The sequence below is a fragment of the Selenomonadales bacterium genome, from assembly GCA_017442105.1.
Classification (GTDB): Bacteria; Bacillota; Negativicutes; order RGIG982; family RGIG982; genus RGIG982.
Genome location: JAFSAX010000033.1, coordinates 1 through 4,072, shown reverse-complemented (window position 1 = coordinate 4,072; position 4,072 = coordinate 1). Strand labels below are relative to the sequence as shown.

The following is a 4,072-nucleotide window of genomic DNA, read 5'->3' as shown; positions in this document are numbered from 1 at the left end:
TGCAAAGTTACACAAAAAGAAATTATGCAAAATAAAAAGACACAAGAAATATTTCTTGTGTCTTTTTATTTTGCATAATTTCTTTTTGTGTAACTTTGCAAACTTGGCAAAATCGAGGTATAATAATTAAGTGATGTCTTATTTTGAGGACTTCATATCATTATTGAAATACATCATATTTATACGAAAAGAGGTTTTATCATGATTGCAGATAGAATGGTAACGTATGTACAACAGAGTTCTTTGATTCGTGCTATGTTTGAAGAAGGCAAACGCCTTGCTTCGATCCACGGTGCAGAAAATGTATATGACTTCAGCTTAGGCAACCCGAATGTGGCGGCACCTGCCGAAGTAAATGAAACAGCAATTCAGATCCTCCAAGAAGAATTGTCCACGATGGTTCACGGTTATATGAATAACTCGGGCTATGACGATGTCCGCATAAAAATCGCCGAATCGCTCAACAAACGCTTTGGCACGGAGTTTGGCGCGCGTAATATCTTGATGACCGTCGGTGCAGCAGGCGGCTTGAACGTTATCTTCAAAACGCTTCTCAATCCGGATGATGAAGTCATCACGTTCGCACCGTATTTTGGCGAATACCGCGCTTATACTGCCAACTACGATGGCAAGCTCGTCGTCGTATCGCCGAATACAGAAACGTTCCAACCGAACCTCACAGAATTCGCTTCTAAGATCACGCCGAAAACCAAAGCAGTCATCATCAACTCGCCAAATAATCCGACAGGTGTTGTCTATTCCGAAGAAACGATCATGGCTCTCTCGGCAATTCTCCTCGAAAAGCAAGCCGAATTCGGTACCGATATCTATCTTATCTCGGATGAACCGTATCGCGAGCTCGTCTATGACGGCGTAGAAGTACCGTACTTGCCGAACTACTATGACAACACGATCGTCGGCTACTCGTTCAGTAAATCGCTCTCGCTCCCCGGCGAACGTATCGGCTACCTTGTGCTTCCCGATACCCTCTCCGATGCCCAGAATATCATCGCCGCAGCAAATGTTGCTAACCGAATCCTTGGTTTCGTCAATGCACCGTCGCTCTTCCAACGAGTCGTATCGCGTTGCCTCGATGTTGACATCACGCCGAACATTGAAGCATATAACGCTAACCGCGAACTTCTCTACACAAATCTCTTGTCGTACGGCTACGAGTGCATCAAACCGGAAGGTGCCTTCTATCTCTTCATGAAATCTCCTATTGCTGACGATATCGCCTTCTGCCAAATGGCAAAAAAATATAACCTCCTTATCGTTCCGGGAACATCCTTCGGTTGTCCGGGTTTCGTCCGCATCGCTTACTGCGTATCGCATGATACGGCAAAAAATGCACTTCCAGCTTTCAAAAAAGTGATGGAAGAAGTCAAAGCATTATAATATCCATCAGAATCATCTGCGCCACAGCGATAAACTTGCTGTGGCGTTTCTTGTAAGCATCTATCCCCTATGATATACTCATAGAAAGCGGATGTATTTGACTAATTTATTTTAACAAGGGGGATATGACGATGGACATTACGCAGACTTTTTATAATAACTTGGCTGCAACATATGATAAGCTGTTCTCTGACTGGCAAGCGACAACACGTGAACAAGCCGTTTTGCTGGATAAGCTTTTCCACGATAATGGGTTCGACAGATCGGCAAAGATCCTCGACTGTGCCTGTGGGATCGGCACGCAGTCGATCGGACTTGCCGCTCTCGGCTATGATGTGACTTCCTCTGATATCAGTGAAAATGAGATAGCAGAAGCGAAAAAGCGTGCTGATGAGAACCGTGTACATATTCGATTCGAAAAAGCCGACTTCTGCGCCTTGGCAGATACCTTCGATGAACAATTCGACATTATCATTGTGATGGATAATGCACTTCCGCATATGCTCTCTGCCGAAGCATTGGCATCCGCCATTAGCAGCATCACAGATCGACTCAAAGCGGGCGGACTGTTCGTGGCCAGCATCAGAGATTATGATACATTGCTTCTTGATAAACCACCCTACTCTCCACCGTATATCCATAAGACAAATGACGGACAACGCGTATCGTTCCAAACATGGAACTGGAATGGCGACCACTACCACCTTACCCAATATATCATCGACGACGAAAGTGCCTTAGGCATCAGCAAATTCGAATGTGAATATCGAGCAACACGCAGAGAAGAGCTCACCAAACTTCTCTTGGATAACGGTTGCAGTAATGTATCATGGAAAATGCCTGAAGAAACAGGATTCTATCAACCCATTGTAATTGCTATGAAATGATACATTAAAAGCATTTATCACAAAATAGTTTCACAGCTTCAGTAATAAAAAAAGGAAAGACATATCTCATGTCTTTCCTTTTTTATTTTGTATTACTTTTCAAACTTAGACGGCTCGGAAAAGAGCGAATCTAAGAACCTTCTGCTGTTTTCACGTTCATCAGCCTCTGCATTCGAATTGATACAGAAAAGTTTCGGTTTATATTTCAAAATATTTTTTCTGGTTTTAGGTCCCTCGTTCCCGATCATGTTATCCCATGTTACCTTTTTAAAGAGTGATAAAATTTTTCTCTCAAATACACTCGGAGGCTTAACGATCTCTAACTCCGCCCTATCCGCATAAACAGCGTCCAATCCGAATATGATACGATGCACATCATATTCTGTACGGAAACGATTGCCATATGTCGAAACAAACGTATCGCGATATCTCGCTAACGTATCTAAGAACGATGATTTCGTATACGAATCAATATTGTGATGCAAACGATACCATCCTAAACGATTATAAGTGCCTTCTAACAAGCGCATCGATACACGCGTTGATTTCGAGATAGTATCATTCTTATGCGGCAAACTTTTGCTTTTGCGCAATCGAACGATCGGCTTATCACCATTGAAGAAATAATCAGGTGTAACAGGCGCACCGAAAAACATATCGTCATTTGCATAAAGGAACTTTTCGGACAAATTCGGTATAAGCGGTAAAAAATATTCAATAATAACCGAGTTGAATACGGGAATGATCTCCTTCGGCATGATCTCCGAATGATCAACAACGGTTACCTTTTCATAGTCAAGATCAAGCCATTTCGGAATCTGTCTGTCTGTTACGATATAAACATGATTGATCCATGGAGCATACTTTTCAAGCGAACGAAGAGAGTATTTGAGTTCATCATTATCCACAAATCTTCTCTCGCCAACAAGCTTATCGTCATTTGGAGCAACGTTCATATATTGATTTTTACGTGCTTGGAACGCAGGATCATGCCCATCGCACCACAGATATACCATATCAATTTTATTATCTACACTATTCATAGTATTGCTCCTTTAATTTTATTCGTTCGTTTTATCATGTTATCGTCACATGTTGACAACAGCACTTTTCTCTTACAACATGTCATACTATATCTAATTATATATCTTTTTTTTATTATTTTCAAATCGTAAATTCACTGCAAGGAGGGATTTTAATGTCACACCTAATAAAGACAAGCAATACACACAAACCAAGGAGATGTTAAAAGTATAACAATGCTAAACGGTTATAAATCGTTAGTTGTACTTTCCGCCGAAGTAGAGCAGGTTCCGCAACCTACAACTGACTTAACTCGCTCAAACACTAACAAAACAATAAAATATATTTATCGGTTAGCCTGTATACAAAATAGTAAAGCACAGTCTTTTGATAATATCACATTTGCAAAATATGTGATAAGATTTTTGGCTCGTAAGCGCGATAATGTAAAAAGTAGTACTTATACAATATATGAAACAATGCTAAAAAAGCATGCAATTCCTCATATAGGGCATTTTCGCATGAGAGATATTACGACTGCGCATATCAATACAACACTACTGAATGAGCATAAATTGAAGCCGACTACGCGTAAACTGTTAAAAGCAGTCTTATCTACCTTGTGTAATTCGGCATACAGAGAAGTTTTGGTTACAAACAATCCTGTTCGATATAGTGATCGTATTCTTGGAGAACAAAAAATCGATCTGCTTTTACCGACAGAAGAAGAAATGAATATTTTATTAACAACTTTAAAGAAAGAG

Annotated in this window: 4 protein-coding genes; 3 read left to right on the top strand and 1 reads right to left on the bottom strand. The window is 40.6% G+C overall.

The annotated features are described in order from the left end of the window. The first annotated feature begins 201 nt into the window (after positions 1–201). Positions 202–1,398, top strand: coding sequence for a pyridoxal phosphate-dependent aminotransferase (locus IJN28_01425; GenBank protein ID MBQ6712433.1), 1,197 nt, complete (start codon positions 202–204; stop codon positions 1,396–1,398). A gap of 131 nt (positions 1,399–1,529) precedes the next feature. Further along, positions 1,530–2,285 (top strand): class I SAM-dependent methyltransferase, encoded by a 756-nt coding sequence (locus IJN28_01420; protein MBQ6712432.1) that lies wholly within the window; start codon positions 1,530–1,532, stop codon positions 2,283–2,285. 92 nt (positions 2,286–2,377) lie between these two features. Here IJN28_01420 and IJN28_01415 read toward each other — a convergent pair whose 3' ends face one another. Further along, entirely contained in the window at positions 2,378–3,328 is a 951-nt protein-coding gene (locus IJN28_01415) for a Stealth CR1 domain-containing protein (protein MBQ6712431.1), read from the bottom strand. A 216-nt stretch (positions 3,329–3,544) separates the two neighbouring features. Between IJN28_01415 and IJN28_01410 the strand changes: the two genes are divergently transcribed. Further along, on the top strand, positions 3,545–4,072 hold a 528-nt coding region (locus IJN28_01410; protein ID MBQ6712430.1), incomplete at its 3' end, for a hypothetical protein.

What these genes read in the sequence shown, in the direction of transcription:
- IJN28_01420 (MBQ6712432.1), top strand. Translation starts at nt 1,530, where the DNA reads ATGGACATTACGCAGACTTTTTATAATAACTTGGCTGCAACATATGAT.
- IJN28_01425 (MBQ6712433.1), top strand. Translation starts at nt 202, where the DNA reads ATGATTGCAGATAGAATGGTAACGTATGTACAACAGAGTTCTTTGATT.
- IJN28_01415 (MBQ6712431.1), bottom strand. Translation starts at nt 3,328, where the DNA reads ATGAATAGTGTAGATAATAAAATTGATATGGTATATCTGTGGTGCGAT.